At 65.6% G+C, this 23,151-nt stretch carries 16 protein-coding genes and 1 pseudogene; 16 read left to right on the forward strand and 1 reads right to left on the reverse strand.

What is annotated here, in order from left to right:
* Position 1 precedes the first annotated feature (1 nt).
* From M1K48_RS01395 to M1K48_RS01430, 8 genes and pseudogenes are all read left to right on the forward strand, one after another.
* A complete protein-coding gene (locus tag M1K48_RS01395) occupies positions 2-511 on the forward strand; it encodes a chemotaxis protein CheW (RefSeq protein ID WP_249504107.1) in 510 nt (169 codons plus the stop codon).
* Positions 512-594: 83 nt separating this feature from the next.
* Positions 595-2,523, forward strand: coding sequence for a methyl-accepting chemotaxis protein (locus M1K48_RS01400; protein ID WP_249504108.1), 1,929 nt, complete (start codon positions 595-597; stop codon positions 2,521-2,523).
* 206 nt (positions 2,524-2,729) lie between these two features.
* A pseudogene (locus M1K48_RS14370) lies at positions 2,730-2,876 on the forward strand (hypothetical protein); the annotation flags it as partial.
* Positions 2,859-4,922 (forward strand): methyl-accepting chemotaxis protein, encoded by a 2,064-nt coding sequence (locus tag M1K48_RS01410; protein ID WP_406697385.1) that lies wholly within the window; start codon positions 2,859-2,861, stop codon positions 4,920-4,922. The pseudogene M1K48_RS14370 and the gene M1K48_RS01410, both read left to right, overlap by 18 nt.
* Complete coding sequence (locus M1K48_RS01415; protein ID WP_249504109.1) at positions 4,919-5,401, forward strand: chemotaxis protein CheW; 483 nt, start codon at positions 4,919-4,921, stop codon at positions 5,399-5,401. Before M1K48_RS01410 ends, M1K48_RS01415 begins: the two co-directional genes overlap by 4 nt.
* A gap of 61 nt (positions 5,402-5,462) precedes the next feature.
* The gene (locus M1K48_RS01420) at positions 5,463-6,326 is read left to right on the forward strand and encodes a CheR family methyltransferase (protein WP_249504110.1); all 864 of its coding nucleotides are present in this window, start codon (positions 5,463-5,465) and stop codon (positions 6,324-6,326) included.
* A gap of 3 nt (positions 6,327-6,329) precedes the next feature.
* Positions 6,330-7,412 (forward strand): protein-glutamate methylesterase/protein-glutamine glutaminase, encoded by a 1,083-nt coding sequence (locus tag M1K48_RS01425; RefSeq protein WP_249504111.1) that lies wholly within the window; start codon positions 6,330-6,332, stop codon positions 7,410-7,412.
* Between the two features lie 41 nt (positions 7,413-7,453).
* The gene (locus M1K48_RS01430) at positions 7,454-9,154 is read left to right on the forward strand and encodes a hypothetical protein (protein WP_249504112.1); all 1,701 of its coding nucleotides are present in this window, start codon (positions 7,454-7,456) and stop codon (positions 9,152-9,154) included.
* Positions 9,155-9,167: 13 nt separating this feature from the next.
* Here M1K48_RS01430 and M1K48_RS01435 read toward each other — a convergent pair whose 3' ends face one another.
* The gene (locus M1K48_RS01435) at positions 9,168-10,253 is read right to left on the reverse strand and encodes an AI-2E family transporter (RefSeq protein WP_249504113.1); all 1,086 of its coding nucleotides are present in this window, start codon (positions 10,251-10,253) and stop codon (positions 9,168-9,170) included.
* A 159-nt stretch (positions 10,254-10,412) separates the two neighbouring features.
* Here M1K48_RS01435 and M1K48_RS01440 point away from each other — a divergent pair, with 159 nt between their 5' ends.
* The 8 genes from M1K48_RS01440 (at position 10,413) to gltB (ending at position 23,147) form a co-directional block, all read left to right on the forward strand.
* Positions 10,413-10,790 carry a BlaI/MecI/CopY family transcriptional regulator gene (locus M1K48_RS01440; protein ID WP_249504114.1) on the forward strand — a complete coding sequence of 126 codons (378 nt, stop codon included), beginning with the start codon at positions 10,413-10,415 and terminating at the stop codon, positions 10,788-10,790.
* A 3-nt stretch (positions 10,791-10,793) separates the two neighbouring features.
* Positions 10,794-12,614 (forward strand): M56 family metallopeptidase, encoded by a 1,821-nt coding sequence (locus M1K48_RS01445; RefSeq protein WP_249504115.1) that lies wholly within the window; start codon positions 10,794-10,796, stop codon positions 12,612-12,614.
* Between the two features lie 99 nt (positions 12,615-12,713).
* Complete coding sequence (locus M1K48_RS01450) at positions 12,714-13,577, forward strand: hypothetical protein (protein WP_249504116.1); 864 nt, start codon at positions 12,714-12,716, stop codon at positions 13,575-13,577.
* A 109-nt stretch (positions 13,578-13,686) separates the two neighbouring features.
* The gene (locus M1K48_RS01455; RefSeq protein ID WP_249504117.1) at positions 13,687-15,789 is read left to right on the forward strand and encodes a TonB-dependent receptor plug domain-containing protein; all 2,103 of its coding nucleotides are present in this window, start codon (positions 13,687-13,689) and stop codon (positions 15,787-15,789) included.
* Positions 15,790-15,954: 165 nt separating this feature from the next.
* Entirely contained in the window at positions 15,955-16,704 is a 750-nt protein-coding gene (locus M1K48_RS01460; protein WP_249504118.1) for a TorF family putative porin, read from the forward strand.
* 11 nt (positions 16,705-16,715) lie between these two features.
* Complete coding sequence (locus tag M1K48_RS01465) at positions 16,716-17,054, forward strand: P-II family nitrogen regulator (RefSeq protein ID WP_249504119.1); 339 nt, start codon at positions 16,716-16,718, stop codon at positions 17,052-17,054.
* Between the two features lie 13 nt (positions 17,055-17,067).
* Positions 17,068-18,477 (forward strand): ammonium transporter, encoded by a 1,410-nt coding sequence (locus M1K48_RS01470; RefSeq protein WP_249504120.1) that lies wholly within the window; start codon positions 17,068-17,070, stop codon positions 18,475-18,477.
* Between the two features lie 188 nt (positions 18,478-18,665).
* Entirely contained in the window at positions 18,666-23,147 is a 4,482-nt protein-coding gene (gltB, locus tag M1K48_RS01475) for a glutamate synthase large subunit (protein WP_257794158.1), read from the forward strand.
* The last annotated feature ends 4 nt before the right edge of the window (positions 23,148-23,151 follow it).

A 23,151-nucleotide genomic window follows, 5' to 3' on the forward strand; every position in this document is an offset into this window, starting at 1 on the left:
CATGGGACAGAGAAACGATATCGGATGGAGCGAGGCCGGGGAGCTGGAGGTGCTGACCTTCGATCTTCACTCCGAGACCTTTGCCCTCGAAGCCGTATTGGTGCGCGAGATACTCGACCTGCTTCCCGAAACTCCGGTGCCCGGCGCAAACCCGCTGGTCGGAGGCGTGGTCAATTTCCGCGGCAAGATCATTCCGATCGCCGACCTGCGGCCGGCGTTCGGCTTTCCGGTAACGGAGGCGACGATCGACAGCCGCATCGTGGTGATCGAAATGGCGGTTGGCGACGGATCGATCCAGGTCGGTATCCGGGCCGACCAGGTCCATGAGGTGGCGACCCTTCGGCGCGAGGCCAGCGAGGCGCCGCCGGTGGTCGGGCTACGGTGGAGACCCGACTTCATTCGCGGGATGGTCCGCCGCCCTGGCGGCGGCGTCGTCCTCCCCGATCTCCCTTCCATCTTCGGCCCGCTCCTCGGCGGACCTGCCACGCCAGAGCTGGCGTCGGTACGGTGAGAAGATCGGACCGGTTTCCCATCAAGGAATGACGATGACGCCGCGGATCGCGGTCGTCGACGCTTTGCGAGAGGTTGAAGGCGATGTCTTTTCAATGGATTGGCGGAGTGAATTCGGATGCCGTGAAAGGCGAGCTCGTGCGCCTGGAAGCCGCTATCGCACGCGGTGAATTGAACGAGCGGGCACAACTCGCCGACGCCAATCGCCAGACCGATCAACTACTGGAAGCCATCAACCGGCTGCTCGATCGGGCACTGCGGCCGATCGACGACCTCGAGGATGCAATTGTCGCCATGGCCACTGGCCACGCCGCCGGCGATATCGACCTGACGATCCCCGTCGAGCGTTTCGCGGGCAAACCGGCGTTGGTGGCACGCCGGGTCAACGAACTGGTGGCGAGCCACATCGCGGTGAAGAAGCTGGCGATGGCATGCATCAAGGAGTTCAGCGAAGGCAATTTCGATGCTCCGATGGAGCAATTGCCGGGCAAGAAGGCCTTCATCAACGACACGATCGAGACCCTGCGCGGTAACCTTCGCGGCATCATCGCGGAGATGCGCCACATGGCCACTGAGCATGACAAGGGCGATATCGATGTCTTCGTACCGGCCGAGAAGTTCAAGGGCGATTTCGGTCTCGTCGCGCGCGGCGTGAACGAGATGGTCGCCGCGCACATCGCCGTGAAGAAGAAGGCGATGGCCTGCATCAAGGAATTCGGCCAAGGCAATTTCGACGCGCCGCTCGAGCAGTTCCCCGGCAAGAAGGCTTTCATCAACGAAACGGTCGAGACGTTGCGCGGCAATCTCCGCGACATCACCAGCGAGATCGAGCGGCTTATCGACGAAGCGACGGCGGGCAACCTTGCCGAGCGCGGCGACGATGCTCGCTTCGTGGGAGATTTCGGCAAGCTCGTCAGCGGTATCAACGGCATGCTCGACGCGATCCTGCTGCCGATCGTCGAAGGCAATCGAGTGCTCGACCGGATCAGCACCGGCGACCTCACCGAGCGGGTCGAGATCGCCTGCGAGGGCGATCATCAGAAGATGAAGGATTCCGTCAACGCGCTGGTCGACAGCCTTCGCACGATCGTCGGTGAGGTGAGCAGGGCCGCCGACAACGTCTTTGCCGGCAATCAGGAATTGTCCTCCAGCTCTGAACAGGTTTCGCAAGGCGCGACCGAGCAGGCGGCGGCGACCGAGCAGGCCTCGGCCTCGATGGAAGAGATGGCGGCCAACATCCGTCAGAATGCCGACAATGCCACGCAGACCGAGAAGATGGCGCGCCAGTCTGCCCGCGACGCGGAAGCCAGCGGGGTCGCGGTCGACAAGGCGGTGCACGCTATGCGAACGATCGCCGAGAAGATCGGAATCGTTCAGGAGATCGCCCGGCAGACCGATCTGCTGGCGCTGAACGCGGCTGTCGAGGCGGCGCGCGCGGGCGAGCATGGTCGCGGCTTCGCGGTGGTTGCCTCGGAGGTTCGCAAGCTTGCCGAGCGCAGCCAGAGCGCGGCGGCCGAGATCAGCACCGTGTCGTCCGAGACGGTCAAGGCTGCGGTCGATGCCGGCGAGATGCTGACCAAACTGGTGCCGGATATCCGCCGCACCGCCGAACTGGTGCTCGAGATCAGCTCGGCTTGCCGCGAGCAGGACATCGGCACGAGCCAGATCAACGAGGCGATCCAGCAGCTCGACCAGGTAACCCAGCAGAACGCTGACGCGTCCGAGCAGATTTCGACCACTTCGGAACAACTCGCTTCCCAGGCGAGCGAGCTACAGACCAGCATTGCCTATTTTCGCCTGGAGAGTGGAGGCCCTGCGCCAAGAAGCGCTGCTGCGCCGGCTCGCAAGCCCGCCCCGGTGGCCAAGAAGGCGATCGCCAAGCCGAAGCCCAAGCTTCGCGCTAAGGCAAACAGCGTTGCCGATCAGCAGGCCAGGGTCACCGGCTTCGCGCTTGATCTCAGCCAGGGTGGTCCGGACGCGGACGACGCCAACTTCGACGCCAAGGCCGCCTGACGGCGCTCTCCCGCTTGCAACCTCAACGACGATTTTAAGGAAGCTCCACCATGTCCTTCGCGTTGTTCGACCCGATTTCGCACGATCTACTCCTCGCCGAACTCGCCAGGGTCGGCGGCCAACTGGCGGAAGGCCGGTTGGCCGAACGCACCGACCCTTTGCTCGCAAAGGGCCGAACCAGGGATGCGCTCCAGGCCATCAACGAGATGCTCGACCAGGCACTCCGCCCAGTCAGCGCGCTCCATGAAGGGTTGGCGAGCGTCTGCGCCGAGCATGAACGGGGCGACATCGACGTCATCCTTCCGATCGACCGCTTTCACGGCGACTGCGCCACGATGGCGGGGCAGATCAACGACCTGGTCGCCAGTCACATCGCAGTGAAGAAGCAGGCGATGGCTTGCATCAAGGAGGTCGGCGAGGGCAATTTCGAAGCGCCGATGGTGCAGTTGCCGGGCAAGAAGGCCTTCATTAACGAGACGATCGAGACCCTGCGCGGCAATCTCAAGGGGCTCATCGCCGACATGCGCCATATGGCGGCCGAGCATGACGAGGGCGATATCGATGTCTTCGTACCGGCCGAGAAGTTCAAGGGCGATTTCGGTCTCGTCGCGCGCGGCGTGAACGAGATGGTCGCCGCGCACATCGCCGTGAAGAAGAAGGCGATGGCCTGCATCAAGGAATTCGGCGAAGGCAATTTCGATGCGCCGATGGAGCAGTTGCCGGGCAAGAAGGCCTTCATCAACGAGACGATCGAGACCCTGCGCGGCAACCTCAAGGGGCTCATCGCCGAAATGCGCCACATGGCTGCGGAGCATGACAAGGGCGACATCGACGTCTTCGTGCCGGCCGAAAAGTTCAAGGGCGATTTCGGGCTGGTGGCGCGCGGCGTGAACGAGATGGTCGCCGCGCACATCGCGGTGAAGAAAATGGCGATGACCTGCATCAAGGAATTCGGCGAGGGGAATTTCGACGCGCCGATGGAGCAGTTGCCCGGCAAGAAGGCGTTCATCAACGATACGATCGAGACGCTGCGCGGCAACCTGCGCGACATCACCGACGAAATCGGGAGATTGATCGCCAGCGCGACGATCGGGGACCTTGCACGGCGCGGCGAAGCGGGACGCTTCGTGGGTGATTTCGCCAAGCTGGTTAGCGGCATCAACGGCATGCTCGATGCGATCCTGTTGCCGATCGTCGAAGGCAATCGGGTGCTCGACCGGGTCAGCACCGGCGACCTTGCGCAGCGCGTCGAAATCGCCTGCGAGGGCGATCACCAGAAGATGAAGACGTCGGTCAATGCACTGATCGACAGCCTCCGCCTCAGCGCTTCCCTGGCCGACCAGATCGCCGACGGTGATCTGACGGTCGATCACCGGCCGCTTTCCGACAACGATACGCTTGGTCTCGCCCTTGTGCGCATGGTGGAGCGGCTGCGTGAAGTGGTCGGCAATGCCAATACGGCTGCGGACAGCGTGTCCTCGGGCAGCCAGCAACTGTCGGCCAGCTCCGAGCAGGTCTCGCAGGGCGCGACCGAACAGGCGGCCGCGACCGAGGAAGCCTCGGCCTCGATGGAACAGATGGCGGCCAACATTCGCCAGAATGCCGACAATGCCACCCAGACCGAGAAGATGGCACGCCAGTCGGCCCGCGACGCGGAAGCCAGCGGAGTGGCTGTCGACAAGGCCGTCATTGCGATGCGAACGATCGCCGAGAAGATCGGCATCGTCCAGGAGATCGCTCGCCAGACCGACCTTCTCGCGTTGAACGCAGCGGTCGAGGCTGCGCGCGCGGGCGAGCATGGTCGCGGCTTTGCGGTGGTCGCCTCGGAGGTTCGCAAACTTGCCGAACGCAGCCAGAGCGCGGCGGCCGAGATCGGCTCGGTGTCTGCCGACACCCTCAAGGCCGCGGCCGAGGCGGGAGAGATGCTGACCCGGCTGGTGCCCGACATCCGTCGTACGGCCGAACTCGTCCTGGAGATCAGCTCGGCCTGCCGCGAGCAGGATATCGGCGCAGCCCAGATCAACGAAGCGATCCAGCAGCTCGACCAAGTGACGCAGCAGAATGCCGACGCCTCCGAGCAGATTTCCACGACGTCGGAACTGCTCGCGACGCAAGCGGAGCAATTGCAGGGCAGCATTGCTTACTTCCGGCTTGCCGATGGAAAGGATCACCGGATCCAGGCGAAGACGGCGACCACCGGGCGCCTGCCTTCGGGCTCGGCCGAGGCCAGGGCAAAGCCCGCGCGGCAGCCCAAGGCGGGGCAGGCCGGCAAACCCAAACGTCAGGCCCGGGGCGAGACGGTGGCGGGACAGCAGGCGCGGATCAACGGCTTTGCGCTCGATCTCAACCACGGAGGCCCCGACGGCGATGACGCCCAGTTCGAAAGCCGGGCAGCATGAGTGGGGACCATGAACTGCAGGCCGTCACCTTCGGCCTCGATGCAGAACGCTTCGCCATCCCCGTATCGCTGGTGCGCGAGATCCTCGACTATCGCGAGACCTTTCGGATTCCGAACGGCCCCGATTACCTGCTTGGACTAACCGAATTGCGAGGGGAGGGGATCACCACCGTCGACCTTCGGCTCTGCCTCGGCCTGACGTCCGCCGCGCACACGCTCAGCACGCGGATACTGGTCGTCGATGTCCCACTTGCCGAACGGGTCATCACGCTCGGCCTGGTGGTCGATCGCGTGCTCGACGTCAGCACGTTCAAGGCAGACGAGGTCGGGCAGGCGCCGGATATCGGGTCTCGCTGGGCATCCGACTACATCGCCGGGATCGCCCGGAGCAACGAGGGCTTCGTCGTGTTCCTCGACATCGTCCGGATCTTTTCGGGCATGGATCTGACCCCGAACGTCCCCGTCGTCGCGGCTGCCTGACCGGGCCGGCGAAAGTGCCGCTCCGCATTCCCTCGAACCCCTATCCTCGCGGAGCCTGATCATGCTTCCTTCGGCGCAACTCTCTCACGCCCCGCCTTTGCTGTCGGACCGGATCAGCCAGCGCAATTTCAGTGCCCTAGCCCGCTACATCCACGAGACCGCTGGGATCCGGATGCCCCCGAGCAAGAAGACGATGCTGGAAGGCCGGCTGCGTCGTCGCCAGCGGGCGATCGGCGCCGCCACGCTCGATGACTATTGCGACTATCTCTTCGCCGAAGAGAATATCGAGTTCGAGAGCGAGTTCCTGATCAACGCCGTCACCACCAACAAGACTGACTTCTTCCGCGAAGCCTATCATTTCGATTACCTGCGCAACGTCGCTCTTCCCGGCTTGATCGAGCGGGGGGTGACTAGGCTTCGCGCGTGGAGTGTCGCCTGTTCAACCGGAGCTGAACCCTACACGATGGCAATGACCATCGACGACGCCTTCGCCGGCACCTCGGGGGCCAGCTTCACGATCCTTGCGACCGACCTCGACACCGAGGTGCTCGAGATCGCACGGAGCGGCATCTACCCTGCCGAGTTCGCCGATCCGGTCCCCCCCGCCTTGCGCAAGCGCTACCTGATGACGTCGTGCGATCCGGCTCGGCAGGAAGTCAGGATCATTCCCGCGCTGCGGCGCAACGTCGCCTTCGCCCGGCTCAACCTGATGGACAGAAACTATCCCGTCGGGGAGCCGATGGACGTGGTGTTCTGCCGCAATGTGCTCATCTATTTCGACCGCGAAACCCAGCTCAAGGTCGTGTCGCGAATTGTCGAGAAGATGGCGCCGGGCGGACTGCTGTTCCTCGGCCATTCCGAGACGATCGTCGGCCATGACCTGCCGATCGCACAGATCGGCAACACCATCTTTCAACGGAGCTGACGCATGGCGCGACCTGCCAACAAGATCCGGGTGCTGATCGTCGATGACTCGGCGATCGTCCGCAAGATCATGACCGAAGTGCTGGAAGCCGATCCCGAGATCGAGGTCATGGGAACCGCCTCCGACCCCTTCGCCGCGGCCAAGCGGATCCAGATCGAAATGCCCGACGTGATCACCCTCGACGTCGAAATGCCGCGGATGGATGGCATCACCTTCCTGCGCAAGCTGATGACGCAATGCCCGGTTCCGGTGGTGATGTGCTCTTCCCTGACGGAAAGCGGGTCCGAGACCCTGCTCCAGGCGATGGAAGCGGGCGCGGTCGACATCATCCTCAAGCCCAAGGTCGGCGTCGCGGATCATCTGGCCGAGCATAATTTGCAGATACGCGATACGGTCAAGGCAGCCGCCAAGGCGCGCATCCGCGGCCGCGCCCATGCCAAGCCGCTGGTACCGCAGGAAAAGCTGACGGCCGATGCGGTCCTTCCCCCGCCGACCCGGAGGGCGATGAGCCAGACTACCGAGATGGTGGTGTGCCTGGGAGCCTCGACCGGAGGAACCGAGGCATTGCGCCAGGTTCTTGAAGTGCTTCCGGCCAATTCGCCGGGGATCATCGTCGTCCAGCACATGCCCGAGCATTTCACCCGCGCCTTCGCCAAGCGGCTCAACACCCTGTGCCAGGCCGACGTGAAGGAGGCCGTCGACGGCGATGCCGTCTTGCGGGGCCAGGTCCTGATCGCGCCGGGGGGCAAGCACATGATGCTCGAGCGGCGCGGAGCCCGCTATTACGTCTCGGTCCGCGACGGTCCGCTGGTGTCGCGGCATCGTCCCTCGGTCGATGTCCTGTTCCGTTCGGTGGCGCAGGCGGCCGGGTCGAATGCGGTCGGCGTGATCATGACCGGCATGGGCGACGATGGCGCTCGCGGCATGCTTGAGATGAAGCAGGCCGGCGCCCGAACCTTCGCGCAGGACGAGGCGACGTCGATCGTGTTCGGCATGCCCAAGGAAGCGATCGCCCATGGCGGAGTGGAGAAAATCGTGCCCCTGGGCCTGATCGCGCACGAACTCCTGCAGGCTTCCGCCCGGTGAGCGGCGCGGCCTGCCACACGGCGATTGCCTGACCGGCGCTCATGGCTAGCGAGGCGATCACTGCCGGACCAGCGGCACCGACCGACGTCGATGTCACCATCGATCTGGTCGCGGGAAGGCTCGACTCCGCCTTTCTCGAGGCCGGAAGCGCCCTCGCCAGTGCCTACGACCTCGTCGAGACATTGATCGCCAGCCTTTCGGGGGTGGCCGGTGCGCTCGATCGTGGTGCCGCCAGCCGGGCCGTCGCCAATATGCAGGCGATGGGCGGGCGCATCGCGCAGGTCCCACAGATCGTGGCCGGGCGCGCCGCAGCGCTTGCGGATATCGCCGCCGCCGGCGCGCAGGTCGATCAGCAAATGTTCGGCGTTCGCCGGACTATCGAATTCCTCCGGATCTGCGGGCTCAACATCAAGGTTGCATCGGGCGGTCAGCAAGGCTTTTCCGGTTTCGCCGATCAGATGCTGGCCAGGCTCGACCTCAGCGAAGTCGAGATCAGCGCGATCCGCCGCGAAGCAAAGAAATTACAGGCGATGATCCCAACGGTCGTTGCCGGAGATCGCAGGCTCGCCGCGGAATGCGCGGCGATTGCCGCCGACGTTCCGCGCAACCTCGAGGCCAATGCGCTGGCGCTTCAGGATTACCTGAACGCAGCCGACGAACAGTCGGTGCAGGTCACGGCCATCGCCTGCCGCCTGCGCGCCCAGCTTGCCGAGGCGCTGGGGGCGATCCAGATCGGCGACATCACTCGCCAGCGGCTGGAGCATGTCGCCACCGGTTTCCGCCTGCTTGGGGCGTATGGCGATGCGTCGGGGGGAGAGTCTCCTGCGCAGGCTCCGGGCGCCGCTCAGGTATTGGGCTTGCTGCAGGCCCTCTGTGCCGCGGCGGTCGAGGACTTCGAGCGCGAGAGCCGCAAGCTGTTCGATTGCCAGCGGCTGATCGGGGTCGACATTGCCGAGGTGCTGGCATTGCGCCAAACCCAAGGAAGCGTCGCGACCAGTGGCGACCTGCTCCGGGCGCTTGAAAGCGAAGTGGCCGGTATCGGCTTGCTGACCCAGGGGTTGCGAGAGGCCGACCGGCGATCCCATGCGCTTGGCGGCGAAACCATCGCGACGGCTCAATGTCTGGGCCAGCGCCTGGCGCTCATCGATCGGATCACCGCCGAGGTCGACAACATGGCGTGGAACACCGACATCCGCTGCTATCGCATGGGTGACGCGGGCAGAGGTCTCGCTCGTATCGCCCAGGAAATCCGCGGGCTGGTCGGCACGCTGGAGGAGATTTGCAAGCGGGTCGACGCCGCCGTCATCCAGGTCAACGGCGCGGCGATGAGGATCGCCGGCGACATCGCGCTGGACGAGGGCGACGGGCAAACGCTTGAAGAATCCCTGGCCATCATCGGCGAAGGAGCAAAGCGAGCCAGCGCTAGTCTGGCGCAGCTCGACCGGCAGGCAAATTGTGCGGCGGAGGTGGTGGATACGGCAGGGGCGGCGATCGCCAGGATCGAGGAGCTTTGCACGCCGCTCCAGGCGATGGCGGGCGAGCTCGACCGGGCGGCCGGGTCGCAGCCGTTTGCGGGGATCGTGGACGTCGACGAGGCACGGGCGCTGCTCGACGGCATCTACCGTCTCTACACGATGGAGAGCGAGCGCCAGATCCACCGCCGTTTCCTGCCGTCCGCTTGCGAGCAATCCGCGAATGTCGAACCGACACCGGACGATGACGATGATGACGGGCTTTTCTGAGTGTCGCCGCTGATCAAGCGCCGGGACGCGAGGGCGGTGTCGTTCCCCTGGTTCGCTTGCGGACCGCGGCGGGGGTTCCGTCGTTCGACAGCACGACCGCTACCCAGCGGGAATTGTCGAATTGGGCGCAGATCAGCATGAGCGTGAGCGTCAGTGGCACGGACAGGAACGCGCCCGGCATCCCCCACAGGAATGACCAGAAGGCGAGCGACAACAGGGTGGCGACCGGACTGATGTTCTGGGCGTCGGCCTGCATGCGCGGATAGACAAGGTTGCCGATGATGAAGGCGACCAGCTGGATCCCGCCGAAGATGATCAGCGCCGGGGTCAGCGTCGGGAATTGCAGCAGCGCAAAGGCGGCGGGGGCGAGCGACCCGGCAGTCACTCCGACAATCGGGATGAACGACAGCAGGAACAGCAGGAAGGTCCAGAACAAGGCGTTCTCGAGCCCGACGGCAAACATCACGATGCTGGCCCCGGACGCCAGCATCACGCCAGTCAGCGTCTGCACCCAGACATAGGTCTCGATGTCCTTGCCGACCTGGCCGATACCCTGGAGGATCGAGCGTGAGCGCGCGCCGTCGCCCGTCGAGCCGCGAACCTTGCGGGTGACCTTTCGGCGCTCTGCCAACAGAAACGCGAAGTAGAGTATGACCAGTAGAAGGGTCGAGACCAGACCCTGCACACCGCCCAGCACCCGTCCCGCGACCTGGGGCACGTTGATGTTGCCGACCACGCCGGTCAGCTGCAGTGGTTGTTCGAGCTCCAGGGAGCGGCTGAGGTTCGCGAGGATGGCGTCGATACGGGTGTAGAGGGCAGGGGCTTGCGCGGCGATTTCGCTGACACCTTCGATCAGGACCATCATCGCCACGCCCAGCGTGACGATGATCAGAACGGCGGCGAACACCATCACCAGCCAGGTCGGCATCCACGGCCAGCGCTTGTCGATGGCATGGATCAGCGCCTGGACCAACACCACCAGTACGGCGGCGACCACCAGCGGCGTGATGATGTCCGCCAACCAGTGCAGCAGCCACAGCCCCGCCGCGACCCCAATCAGGGTGAGGGCGGCAGAATTGGGACGTGCAGGTGAATTCATGACCGCCAAACGAGCAACCTTCCCGATGCTTCCGTGGCCAAGCCTAGTTTCACCGCCGCCGTTCGTCGATGGCGCGAAATCGACCAACGACCGGCGGCAACGCTTGCCTTCAAGCTACAAATGTAGCACACGCTACAAATGTAGCCTTGGAGCCTGAATGTGCTGAACCGTCTTCCTCCCAAAGAACGCCAAATCGTCGACCTGCTGTATCAACAGGGCGCGATGACTGCCGCGGAAGTGACCGATGGCCTGCCCGGCGCGGTGAGCGGATCGGCGGTTCGCACCATGCTCAAACGACTCGAGGACAAGGGCTTCGTCCGCCGCGAGGAGCATGAGCGTGGGTTTCTCTACAGCCCGGCGGTGTCGGACCAAACCGCGCGCAAGTCGGCCTTGTCGGACGTGGTGCGGGTGTTTTTCAACGGCTCGCCGACCAGCGCCGCCAGCGCGCTGCTCGGGATGTCGGACGGGATCGAGGCAAGCGAGCTCGACGCGCTCGAGAAGATGATCGCGCAGGCCCGCAAGTCGAAGGGGATGTAAGCCATGGAACTGCTTGTCACCTTTGCGCTGAAGTCGGTGCTAATCGCCGGCGCCACGCTTGCCATGCTTCACTTCCTGCGCGGCCGATCGGCGGCGGAGCGAGGGATGGTGGCGCATCTCGGCCTCCTGTCCCTGGTCCTGTTTCCGCTCGGCGCGATGTTCCTGCCGCAGCTGGTGGTGAGCGCGCCGCTGATGGACGCCGCGCCGACCATGCCCGCGCAGCTGCCCGTTGGCCCGATCAGCGACACCCCGCCGCTGCCGGCCGCCGAGACCTTCCAGACGGTTGCGTCGCCCGAGCCGTGGTGGCCCTTGTTGTATGGCATCCCGGTGGTCCTGCTGCTGGCGGTGACCCTGCTTGCCGTGCTTCGGCTGGTCACGCTGCGGACCAAGGCCTCGGTGCTGGTCGAGCCGTCGTGGCTGAGCGCGCTCGCCCATGCCCAGCGCCGGATGAACTTCAAGAACGGCACCGCGCTCCTCACCAGCGGCGACCTTAAGTCGCCGATCAGCTGGGGCCTGTTCCGGCCGGTGATCCTGCTCAACGAGGAAGCGCTGGGCGCCAAGGCCGAGGCCGAGGCGATTATCGCGCATGAGCTGGCGCACGTCCGTGGGCTCGATTGGGCCAAGCTGCTGCTCGGCCGGATCGCGACCGCCTTGTTCTGGTTCAATCCCCTGGTCTGGATCTTGGCGCGCGAAGCCCATCAGCTGCGCGAGGAGACCGCCGACGATGCGGTGCTCGCCGCCAATGTCGAGGGGGTCGATTATGCCCAGTTGCTGGTCGGCGTCGCCCGCCACGACTGCAAGGGCCTGCTGCTCGGCGCCCATGGCGTCGCCCCGGGCAAGGGCAGCCTGACCCGCCGCGTCCAGCGGGTGCTCGACGGCACCCTGCCGCGTACCCCGATGGGCAAGGGCTTCGCCGCCGGCCTGTTCATGGGCGTGGTCGCTGCGGCGACGCCGCTGGCCGCCATTACCTTCAGCCCCCGGGCCAGCGACGGCGCGTCCGAAGCGGGCTTGTCGGTGGCCAAGGCCAGCCCGGCGGACTCGCTGCCATCGCTGGTCGCGCAATCGGTCGCCAATGCCACCGTCGTGACCACCGAAGCGGTCAGCGTCGCGGTCAGCGGCAAGCAGGCGGCGCTCGCCAGCGCGGCGGCTGCCAGCGACGCCGCAGCCACTGCCGTCGATCGCCGCGCTGTGGCCGAGGAAGCGCGCATGGAGGCAACCCGCCTGGCGATGGTCCATCCGCACCCCGCCCCCAATCCTCCGGCTGCACCGTTGCCGCCGGTCCCGCCTCGGCGCGGCAGCGTCGACGAGGCGATTGACCGGGCCATCGCCAGCAAGGCGCTCGGCATCACTCCGGAATATGCCGCCTCGATCCGCACCGCACTTGGCGGCCTGCACATCGACGATGGCGACCTGATGGGCCTGCGCGCGGTCGGTGCGACGCCCGACTGGGTGCGCGCCATGGCCCAGGCCGGCTACCGCACCAGCGATATCGGCGACCTGACCGGCGCGCGCGCGGTGGGTGTCAGCCCGACCTATGTTGCTGACCTCGCCAGCGCAGGCCTGCGCAATGTGTCGCTCGGCGACCTGACCGCGATGCGGGCGCTTGGCATCACCGGCGCCTCGATCAAGAAGCTGCGCGAAGCCGGCTACACCGGCCTGACGCCAGACCGGATCATCGAGCTGAGGGCCGTGCGGATCAAGGAATTCGCCACCGGGCGGAGCCTTCCGCCGCACAACTGGCCGCCCAACCTGCCGCGACGACCGCGTTCCGAAACGCCGGAGCCGCCCGAAGCGCCTGAGCCGCCCGAGCCCGACGCCGACTAAGCGCCGACCCGAAATTCCTCATTGCCGCCGCGAACAAGCGCCCCACCAGGGGTGAACGGGACCGGCTTGCCTGCACTCTTCGAGACAAGGAGCACCACCATGCACCGTTCGCTCTCCATCTGCCTGGCCCTGATCCTCGCCACGCTCAGCATCGCCACCACCGGCTTCGCCGCGGAAGGCGGGACGCTCCGCTTCGAACTGTCGGGAGCGAGCCGCGACAGGCTTCAGCTGTCGCTCAGCCGGATCGTATCCGCCAATCGCACCTCAGGCTCTTCGTTTGAGGTGCGCGAACTTGCCGGTTTCGACCGCGCAGCCTTGCAGGGGCGTGACGGAACGCCGGTCGGCTTCACACTGGTCCGGGAGGCGGGTCGTCTCGACTGCTCGGGCCGGACCGCGAACCGCCGGGCCACGGGCAGCTGCCGCTTCACGGGCGATCCGGCCTTCGCCGCCTACCTCGTCGCGTCGGGCATCCGCCAGCCGACCGAGGGCGAGTGGATCGACCTCACCATGGTCGGCGCCAAGCGCTCGCTGGTCGATGCGCTGAAGCGCGGCCGATACACGATGCCGACCCCCAACACCCTGGTCGGGATGAGCGCGCTGGGCGTGTCGCCCGACTATATCGCCGCCATGGCCGCCGCCGGCTACCGGCCGCGCAAGACCGAAGACTTCCTGCCCCTGAAAGCGCTCGACGTGTCGCCGGCCTATCTCGGTTCGCTGAAGCGGGTCGGTTATGACCGCGTTCCGGTCGAGGAGGTCATTCAGCTGAGAGCACTGGGCATCACGGCCGATTTCATCGCCGATTACCAGCGCCACGGCTTCCGTGACCTGTCGGTCTCGCGGCTGGTGCAGCTCAAGGCGCTCGGCATCCGTCCGCAGGAATTGGTCCGGCAAACATCCGGGCGGCGGGTGAGCCTGGTCACTGAACAGGATGCGCCAGTGATCATGAGTGCCCTGCTGCCCTAGAACGGCAGGTCACTCGTCGGTCTGTCGAACGGGACCGGTCGCTTGCAACTACTGCGCATCGCACATCGCGAAAATGCGCTGAAAAAGAATCCGAACAGGGGAAGAAGTTATGCGTGGTTTTCACCGCCGGGCGATGTTGCTTGGCTATGCGTCGACGATGGCATTGAGCGCGCCGGCGCTGGCGCAGGAAGCGTCGCCGCCCGCCACCGGCGATGCCCCCGCTCCGGTGTCCGCCCCCGCTGGCAACAAGCGCGTCTACACCCCCGCCGACTTCACCCGCTTTGCTCCGCGCACCGCGCTCGACATGCTGAACCAGGTGCCCGGCTTCTCCATTCGCGGCGAGGACACCAGTTCGCGCGGGCTTGGCCAGGCCTCGGGCAATGTGCTGCTGAACGGCAAGCGGATCAGCGGCAAGTCGACCGATCCGGTCACTGCGCTGCAGGCGATCCCGTCCGGCAACGTCACCCGGATCGAGATCGTCGACGCGGCGGAGGTGGATGTGCCGGGGCTGACCGGGCAGGTCGCCAACGTCGTTTACGAGGCCAAGAAGAAGATCGGCGGGCAGTTTAGCTATCGGCCCGAATTCCGCGCCCATTATGCCGATCCGCTCTACACCCGCGGCGACGTGTCGGTGAGCGGCACCAGCGGCCCGATCGAATATACCCTCAGCCTCAAGAATGACGCGAGCCGCAGCTCGGCCGGCGGTCCGACCATCATCAGTCGCGCCGACGGCAGCCTGTTCGAAACCCGCGACGACAGCTGGACCGGCAATTTCGATCAGCCGCAGATCAGCGGGCAGTTCAAGTGGGACGGGCCCGGCTCGTCGGTCGGCAACCTCAACCTGCTGGGACGGTCGTTCAACTATCGCTTCGAGGAGATCAGCAAGCGCGACCGGGCCACCGGTGCCGACGTCGAGCGGTTGCTCAGCCAGCGCGAGAAGGGCAAGAATTACGAGGCCGGCGCGGACTATGAATTCGCGCTCGGCGGCGGGCGTTTGAAGTTCATCGGTCTGACCCGTTCGTCGGACGAGCCATTCTTCCAGTCGGCGCTGCTGACTTATACCGACCTCAGTCCGAACGCGGGCAGCCGCTACGTTCAGGACGGCCGATCGAAGGAGTTGATCGGCCGCAGCGAATATCGCTGGAAGTGGGGCAAGACCGATGTCCAATTGTCGGGCGAGGCGGCGTTCAACAGCCTCGACCTCGTCTCGAAGCTCTACTCGCTGAATGCCAACGGCAGCTATGTCGAAGAGTTCTTCCCCTCGGGCACCGGCAAGGTCAGCGAGGATCGCTACGAAGGTCTGGTCACCATCGGGCGGCCGCTGTCGAAGGCCCTGTCGGTGCAGCTGGTGGCCGGCGGCGAGTGGTCTACCATCGTCCAGGAGGGTCCGGGCGGAAAGGAGCGCCGCTTCTTCCGGCCAAAGGGATCGCTTAACTTCGCCGCGCAGGTGACCCCGACCTTCAATGCCAATTTCAAGATCATCCGCCGGGTCGGACAACTCGACTTCGGGCAATTCCTTGCCCGCGTGTTCCTCGACAACGACAATCAAAATGCCGGCAATCCCGATCTGGTGCCGACTCAGCAATGGCGCTTCGAACTGGAGCTGGCCAAGGATCTGGGGCGCTATGGCAAGACCCGGCTCAACCTGGTCGCCGCGCTGTTCGAAGATTACGTCGACATCATTCCGATCGGTCTGACCGGAGAGTCGCCCGGCAACATCGACAAGGCGCGAGCCTATGCGATCGACTGGAACAGCACCTTCCAGCTCGACCCGCTCGGCATCAAGGGGGCCAAGGTCAACCTCAGGGCGCTGGTCCAGTTCAGCAACATCCGCGATCCGCTGACCGGCGAGAAGCGACCCTTGTCGAGCTTCACCGACCGCCTGATCGTGGCCGATTTCCGCCACGACATCCCGGGCAGCGATTGGGCCTATGGGGTGAATGGTGAGTATAGCCACGTCACCCGCGCCTTCCGTCTCAACGAAGTCGGACGGCAGTTCGAAGGGCCCGTTTGGGTCGGCGTATTCGTCGAGAACAAGGATGTGCTCGGCCTCACCGTCCGCGCCTCGGCAAGCAACCTCATCAACGCTCGCAGCCGGTGGGACCGGGTGGTCTACACCGGGCGACGCAACAATTCCCCGATCGACTTCGTCGAGACTCGCAATCGCCTGATCGGACCCATCTTCTCGTTGAGCGTTCGCGGTACATTCTAGGAGAGTCCGCAACGGGCGACTTCAAAGTCGTCACATTGGTGAAATATTCTCACGCACCTGCAGCATAATTGTGCGCTGCAGCAACGATGTGCATCATCCGCTCGCCGGCAGGAGTCGGAACGGGATCCCAAAAGGGGCCCGGTCGCCCGATCAGGGGGTGCAAAGATGCGACAACTTGCGATGATGATGACGGTGGCGGGTTTGCTAACGCTGCCGTCGGCCGCGGCCGCCCAGGATGCAGCGGCCAAGGCGCCGCCGACCGTGGTCGTGTCTGGCGGCGCGACCCTGGTGTCCGATTATCGCTATCGCGGCGTGTCGCAGACTGACCGGCGGCCTGCGCTCCAAGGGAGCCTGGGCGTATCCCTCGACAACGGGCTGTACGCGAGCATCTGGGGATCTTCGATCGACGATTATGTCGCCAACGGGTCGGACCAGGAGATCGATTTCGCCGTCGGGTTCAAGCGCAGCGTCGGCGCGACCACCTTCGACGTCGGCGTGCTCTATTATTACTATCCAAGCTCGGGCGGCATCAACACCGATTTCGTCGAACCCTATGTCGCGGTCAGCCAGACCTTCGGACCGGTCACCGCCAAGGCTCTGGCCGCCTATGCGCCCAAGCAGAACGCGCTGACGGTCGGCAATGGCAAGGAGGATAACCTCTACCTCGCGGGCGACCTTAGCGCCGCCGTGCCCAATTCGCCGATCAGCGTCACCGCGCACGTCGGCCGCAGCTTCGGGCCGAGCTACATCACGCTTGGCAAGGCGCATACCGACTGGAGCCTGGGGGCGAGCGCGACGATCAAGGGGCTGACCGCCGGCATCGCCTACGTCGACACCGACGCCTACTTCATCACGCCAAGCGGGCGCAACGCGAGCAAGGCCGGCATCGTCGCCTCGCTCGGCGTGGCTTTCTGAGGAGGGCGGGCGTGAAGTTCATCATCGCATATATCAAGCCGTTCAAGCTGGAGCCCGTCCGCGACGCGCTTCAGGAAGCCGGGATCGAGGGCATGACCGTGTCCGAGGTGCGCGGCTTCGGCCGTCAGAAGGGGCAGCCGGTCTTCTATCGTGGCGCTGAGTACAACACGACCTTCGTCCCCAAGATCAAGCTGGAGATCGCGGTAGCCGATGACCAGGCGCATGGCGTGGTCGAGATCATCGCCAACATCGCCCGGACGGACTCGATCGGCGACGGCAAGATTTTCGTCCTCGACCTCGAATCCGCGCTTCGCATCCGCACGGGGGATACCGACCATGATGCGCTCTGAGGGGAGGGGGAGAATGAATTTTGGACACTGGCTCGGGCGGGGTTCGGCGGCGCTGCTGCTGGCCGCACTCGCCGCGTCGCCTGCATGGGCGCAGGAAGCGGCGGCTGCGGCCGCGGCGGCTCCACCAGCACCAGACAAGGGCGACACGACCTGGATGCTGATCTCCTCGGCCCTGGTGCTGATGATGTCGGTGCCCGGGCTGGCGCTGTTCTACGGCGGGCTGGTCCGTGCCAAGAACATGCTGTCGGTGCTGATGCAGGTGCTGACGATCGTTGCCATTGCCGCGCTGGTGTGGGTCGGCTGGGGCTATAGCCTGGCGTTCACCGCCGGTAATCCCTTCATCGGCGGCTTGTCCAAGGCGTTCCTGAGCGGGGTCGACGCGACCACGCTGGCGGCGACTTTCTCCAACGGGGTCTACATCCCGGAATATGCCTACATCGTGTTCCAGATGACCTTTGCCTGCATCACTCCGGCACTGATCGTCGGGGCGTTTGCCGAGCGGGTGCGCTTCTGGCCGCTGATGCTATTCGTGGTGCTGTGGCTGACTGTGGTCTATTTCCCGCTGGCGCACATGGTCTGGTACTGGGCCGGCCCGGACTTCCTGCCCAACCAGCCGGGCGACTGGGGCCTGATCTATGGCTGGGGCGCGCTCGACTTCGCCGGCGGCACGGTGGTGCACATCAACGCCGGGATCGCCGGTCTGGTCGGCTGCCTCGTGATCGGCAAGCGGATCGGCTACAACAGCGAGCCGCTGGCGCCGCATTCGCTGGTGATGACGATGATCGGCGCTTCGCTGCTGTGGGTCGGCTGGTTCGGCTTCAACGCCGGTTCCAACCTTGAGGCCAACGGGGTCACCGCGCTGGCTTTCGTCAACACCTTCGTCGCCACCGCGGCAGCGGCGCTGACCTGGGCGGGGATCGAGCAGCTCATCCACCGCAAGTCCTCGCTGCTGGGCGGGGCGACCGGCGCAGTGGCCGGGCTGGTCGCGATCACGCCGGCGGCAGGCTTCGGCGCTCCAGGGACGTCGATCCTCCTCGGCGCTGTAGCCTCGGCGGTGTGCTTCTTCTTTGTTGCCAAGGTGAAGAACCGGTTCGGCTATGACGACTCGCTGGACGTATTCGGGGTGCACTGCATCGGCGGGATCGTCGGGGCGATCGGGACCGGCATCGTGGCCGCCCCCTCGCTCGGCGGGCAGGGCTTCTTCGACTATACGGTGCTGCCGGCTGTTCCCGGGACCTACGACATCGCCGCTCAGCTGCTGATTCAACTCAAGGCCGTGGCACTGACCCTGGCCTGGTCGGGGGGGCTGTCGTTCGTCCTGTTCTTCGTCATCGACAAGACCATCGGCCTGCGCCCGACCGTCGATGCCGAGCGCGAAGGGCTCGACATCTCCTCGCACGGGGAGCGCGCCTACAACCTTTGACCAGTTTGCGCCGGCCCTATCCTCCTCCAGGGTCGGCGCAATTCACTTTGCCGAACGTGCCGATCACTTAGCCATACAGGCCGTGAAGTTTTTTGCTTTGCGAATGGGATCCATTCGTGCACTTTCGCTGCAGCGCAACATCCTGGTTGCGGCGGCGGAGCAAGGCTCGGTAACGTAGGGACTGGCGGTTGGACGAGTGGACGGCAGGCAAGGGGCTGTATGACCCCCGGCACGAACATGACAGTTGCGGCATGGGCTTCGTCGCGCACGTCAAGGGCGTGGCCTCGCACGACGTCATCGACCAGGGCCTGCAGATCCTCGCCAATCTTCACCATCGCGGCGGGGTAGGGGCCGATCCCGACATGGGGGACGGCGCGGGCTGCCTGATCCAGATGCCCGACGCCCTGTTGCGCGACTGGGCCGGCGCGCACGACATCGTACTGCCGCAGTCCGGCGAATACGCTGTCGCCATGTGCTTCCTCCCGACCTGTGAAGAAAGCCGGACGGTCGCGCAGGATCGCTTCGTCCACTTTGTCGGCAAGGAAGGCCAGCAGTTCCTAGGCTGGCGCGACGTTCCGGTCGATCTCAGTGACCTTGGAGCCAGCGTCCGCGCAACCGTTCCGGCCATCCGCCAGGCCATCGTCGGTCGAGGTCCCGCAGTGCGCGACCAGGATGCGTTCGAGCGCAAGCTCCTGACGATCCGCAAGCAGACCCAGAACCCGCTGGCGGCGCTGGCCAAGGCGAGGGACCTGCCGGGGCTGGCCGATTTCTACATCGCCAGCTTCTCGACCCGGACCCTGGTCTACAAGGGGATGCTGCTGCCCGATCAGGTCGGCAGCTTCTACCAGGACCTGCGCAATCCGCTGACCCGCTCTGCGCTGGCGATGGTGCACCAGCGTTTCTCCACCAACACCTTCCCCAGCTGGCGGCTTGCGCACCCCTACCGGTTCATCGCCCACAACGGCGAGATCAACACGGTGCGCGGCAACGTCAACTGGATGAACGCCCGCCGCCGGACGCTGGAATGTCCGCTGCTGGGTGCCGATCTCGACAAGCTATGGCCGATCATCCCGCACGGGCAGTCGGACACCGCCTGCCTCGACAATGCGCTCGAGTTGCTGATCGCCGGCGGCTACTCGCTGCCCCATGCGGTGATGCTGCTGATCCCCGAGGCCTGGGCCGGCAACGAGCTGATGGATCCGAAGCGGCGGGCCTTTTACGAATATCACGCCGCCTTGATGGAGCCGTGGGACGGCCCGGCGGCGATCGCCTTCACCGACGGGCGGCAGATCGGCGCCACGCTCGACCGCAACGGCCTCAGGCCCGCGCGTTTCCTGGTGACTGACGACGACCTGGTGGTGATGGCGTCAGAATCGGGGGTGCTTCCGATCCCCGAGGAGAAGATCGTCCGCAAGTGGCGGCTCCAGCCCGGCAAGATGCTGCTGATCGACTTCGCCAGGCAGCGCATCGTCGAGGATGAGGAGATCAAGGCCGAGCTGGCCGATGCCGAGCCTTATGGCGAATGGCTGCGGGACACTCAGTTCAATTTGCAGGACCTGCCGGCGGGAGAGAACCCGCTGACCCGCCCGCCGAGCGACGAGGTGTTCCACCGCACTCAGTTGAGCTTCGGCTACACCGACGAGGACCTTCGCCTGTTCCTCAGCCCGATGGCCGGCCAGGCCGACGACCCGATCGGATCGATGGGCACCGACACACCGCTTGCCGTGCTGTCGGCGCGGCCTCGGCTGCTGTACGACTATTTCAAGCAGAGCTTCGCGCAGGTCACCAATCCGCCGATCGACCCGATCCGCGAAAGCATGGTGATGAGCCTGGTGTCGATGATCGGCCCGCGGCCCAACCTGCTCGGACGCACGGCCGGTACCCACAAACGGCTGGAGGTAAGCCAACCGATCCTCACCAACGAGGATCTGGAGAAGATTCGCTCGATCCATAACACGCTCGATGGCGCCTTCCGCACCGCCACGCTGGACGCGACCTGGCCGAGCGGCGGCGATGCCCAGTCGCTAGAAGCGGCGGTTCAGCGCCTGTGCTGGGAAGCGACCGAGGCGGTGCTGGCGGACATCAATGTCCTGGTGCTGTCCGATCGCAATGAGGGTGCCAACCGCATTCCGATCCCCGCGGCGCTGGCCACCGGGGCCGTCCACCATCACCTGATCCGGCAGGGCCTGCGCATGCAGACCGGGCTGGTGGTCGAGACCGGGGAGGCACGCGAGGTCCACCATTTCTGCGTTCTCGCCGGCTATGGCGCTGAAGCGATCAACCCCTGGCTTGCCTTCGACGCGATCGAGGATTTGTGCGAACGCGGCAAGCTGGCGGTGGCGCCCGAACAGGGCTGCGCCAATTACATCAAGGCGATCGACAAGGGCCTGCTGAAGGTCATGTCGAAGATGGGGATCTCGACCTTCCAGAGCTATTGCGGGGCGCAGATCTTCGACGCGGTCGGGCTCAACTCATCCTTCGTCGAACGCTATTTCACCGGAACGTCGACCAGCATCGAGGGCGCTGGCCTGGCCGAGATCGCAACCGAAAGCGCCGAGCGTCATCGCCAAGCGCATGCCCCGGCGGTCGGGCCGCTCAATGTCGGCGGCATCTATGCGCTGCGGACCGGCGGCGAGGCGCATGCCTGGACCGCTACCGGGATCGGCAATCTGCAGCATGCGGTGCGCGGCAATCTGCCCGATCGCTATCGCGCCTTCGCCGAGGAAGTGAACGCGCAGAACCGCCGCCTGCTGAGCCTGCGCGGGCTGCTCGAACTGCGGTCGGCGGGCCCGGCGGTGCCAATTGAGGACGTCGAGCCGGCGTCGGCGATTGTACGCCGGTTCGTCACCGGGGCGATGAGCTTCGGGTCCATCAGCCGTGAGGCGCACACCACGCTGGCCAAGGCCATGAACCGCATCGGCGGCAAGTCCAACACCGGCGAAGGCGGGGAGGAACGCGAGCGGTTCGGCACCGACGAGCGCTCCGCCATCAAACAGGTGGCGTCGGGCCGTTTTGGGGTCACCGCCGAATATCTGGTCAATGCCGACGAACTGCAGATCAAGGTCGCGCAGGGGGCCAAGCCGGGCGAGGGCGGACAGTTGCCCGGCCACAAGGTCGACGCGCACATCGCCGCCGTGCGTTACTCGACCCCCGGGGTCGGCCTGATCTCCCCACCGCCGCATCACGACATCTATTCGATCGAGGATCTGGCCCAGCTGATCCACGATCTGCGCCAGGTGAACCCTTCCGCGCGTGTCTCGGTCAAGCTGGTGTCGGAGGCCGGGGTCGGCACGGTTGCCGCCGGCGTCGTCAAATGCACAGCCGACCATGTCACAATCTCGGGCTATGAGGGTGGCACCGGCGCCTCGCCGCTGACCTCGCTGACTCATGCCGGTTCGCCGTGGGAGCTCGGCCTCGCCGAAGCGCAGCAGACCCTGGTGCTGAACGGCCTTCGCGACCGGGTGACGCTGCAGGCCGACGGCGGGCTGCGCACCGGGCGTGACGTCGCGGTCGCGGCGCTGCTTGGTGCCGACGAGTTCGGCTTTGCCACCGCGCCGCTGATCGCCGCCGGCTGCATCATGATGCGCAAGTGCCACCTCAACACCTGCCCGGTCGGGATCGCCACCCAAGACCCGCGCCTGCGCGCCAAGTTCACCGGCGAGCCCGAGCATGTGATCAACTATTTCTTCTTCGTTGCGGAGGAATTGCGCGAGATCATGGCCGGGCTCGGCCTGCGCTCGCTGGACGAGATGATCGGTCGCACAGACCTGCTCGCGCCGCGATTGTCGGTGGAGGGGCCCAAGGCAAGCGGCATCGATTTGTCGCGGCTGCTCCACCGCGCCGACCCGCAGGCGCCGCGCCGGTTCGGGAAGGCCGTGCCAGCGCTGGTGCATCGCCGTATCGACGAGGCGATCGTCGCGGCGCTCGATACTCCGTTCCCCGCCAGGCTGGAGCTGGCGGTGGGTAACAGTGATCGTTCAGTCGGCGTGCATGCCTCGGGCGAGATCGCGCGGCGGCATGGCCATGAGGGCCTGCCCGAAGGCGCGATCCATATCCGCCTGACCGGCACGGCGGGGCAAAGCTTCGGCGCGTTCCTGGCGCACGGTCTGACGCTGGAGCTGGTCGGCGACGCGAATGATTATGTCGGCAAGGGGCTGAGTGGCGGGCGGCTGATCGTCCGCCAGCCACCGACCTCGAACCGCGATTCAGCGGGCAACATCATCGTCGGCAATACTTGCCTTTATGGCGCCACCTCGGGCGAGGCCTATTTCTCGGGCGTCGCGGGTGAGCGGTTCGCGGTGCGCAACTCGGGCGCGGTCGCGGTGGTCGAGGGGACCGGCGACCATGGCTGCGAATATATGACGGGCGGATCGGTGGTGGTCCTCGGCCCGGTCGGGCGCAACTTCGCGGCGGGCATGTCGGGCGGCATCGCCTACGTCTGGGACCCGGGGCGGAAGCTGGAGGCGCAGTGCAACCTCGCCGGAGTTGCGCTGGAAGAGTTGGACGATCCCATGTTCGTCCGCGATCTGATCGAGCAGCATCGGTCGTTGACCGGCAGCAAGGTCGCCGGCCAGATCCTGGCCGACTGGGAGCGCGTGGCAGGACAGTTCGTGCAGGTGATGCCGCACGAATATCGCCGCGCGCTCGCGCTGGCCGTGGCGGCGGAGTAATCCC

This window comes from Sphingomonas glaciei (assembly GCF_023380025.1).
GTDB lineage: Bacteria > Pseudomonadota > Alphaproteobacteria > Sphingomonadales > Sphingomonadaceae > Sphingomicrobium > Sphingomicrobium glaciei.

Excerpts from the sequence above, each read along its gene's own strand:
- M1K48_RS01395 (WP_249504107.1), top strand. The coding sequence starts at position 2 with ATGGGACAGAGAAACGATATCGGATGGAGCGAGGCCGGGGAGCTGGAG.
- M1K48_RS01400 (WP_249504108.1), top strand. The coding sequence starts at position 595 with ATGTCTTTTCAATGGATTGGCGGAGTGAATTCGGATGCCGTGAAAGGC.
- M1K48_RS01410 (WP_406697385.1), top strand. The coding sequence starts at position 2,859 with ATGGCGGGGCAGATCAACGACCTGGTCGCCAGTCACATCGCAGTGAAG.
- M1K48_RS01415 (WP_249504109.1), top strand. The coding sequence starts at position 4,919 with ATGAGTGGGGACCATGAACTGCAGGCCGTCACCTTCGGCCTCGATGCA.
- M1K48_RS01420 (WP_249504110.1), top strand. The coding sequence starts at position 5,463 with ATGCTTCCTTCGGCGCAACTCTCTCACGCCCCGCCTTTGCTGTCGGAC.
- M1K48_RS01425 (WP_249504111.1), top strand. The coding sequence starts at position 6,330 with ATGGCGCGACCTGCCAACAAGATCCGGGTGCTGATCGTCGATGACTCG.
- M1K48_RS01430 (WP_249504112.1), top strand. The coding sequence starts at position 7,454 with ATGGCTAGCGAGGCGATCACTGCCGGACCAGCGGCACCGACCGACGTC.
- M1K48_RS01435 (WP_249504113.1), bottom strand. The coding sequence starts at position 10,253 with ATGAATTCACCTGCACGTCCCAATTCTGCCGCCCTCACCCTGATTGGG.
- M1K48_RS01445 (WP_249504115.1), top strand. The coding sequence starts at position 10,794 with ATGGAACTGCTTGTCACCTTTGCGCTGAAGTCGGTGCTAATCGCCGGC.
- M1K48_RS01450 (WP_249504116.1), top strand. The coding sequence starts at position 12,714 with ATGCACCGTTCGCTCTCCATCTGCCTGGCCCTGATCCTCGCCACGCTC.
- M1K48_RS01455 (WP_249504117.1), top strand. The coding sequence starts at position 13,687 with ATGCGTGGTTTTCACCGCCGGGCGATGTTGCTTGGCTATGCGTCGACG.
- M1K48_RS01460 (WP_249504118.1), top strand. The coding sequence starts at position 15,955 with ATGCGACAACTTGCGATGATGATGACGGTGGCGGGTTTGCTAACGCTG.
- M1K48_RS01470 (WP_249504120.1), top strand. The coding sequence starts at position 17,068 with ATGAATTTTGGACACTGGCTCGGGCGGGGTTCGGCGGCGCTGCTGCTG.